Consider the following 250-nt stretch of genomic DNA (forward strand, 5'->3'; position numbering starts at 1 on the left):
TTCTTCTGCAAACTCAAAGAGTTCAAGCGCATCGCCATGCGCGCCTGCAAAACCGATCTAAGCTTCTCCGCAATGATCTACCTCGCCGCAGCCGTCATCAACTCGCGATGAATCCCCACAACCCCTAGGGGTTGTGGGGATTTAGGATTCACATTTTTGGGGAGATGTGATTCACACTTTGGATGGAACGCTTCGTACTGACCGACGCCCAGTGGGCAAAGATGGAACCGCATTGTCTGGGTAAGATACC

General features: G+C 52.0%; 1 pseudogene. It reads left to right on the top strand.

The annotated features are described in order from the left end of the window. Positions 1-111, top strand: a pseudogene (locus WP12_RS25625) (IS5/IS1182 family transposase); the annotation flags it as partial. Between the last annotated feature and the right edge of the window lie 139 nt (positions 112-250).

The sequence above is a fragment of the Sphingomonas sp. SRS2 genome (assembly GCF_000971055.1).
In the GTDB taxonomy this organism is placed as follows: domain Bacteria; phylum Pseudomonadota; class Alphaproteobacteria; order Sphingomonadales; family Sphingomonadaceae; genus Rhizorhabdus.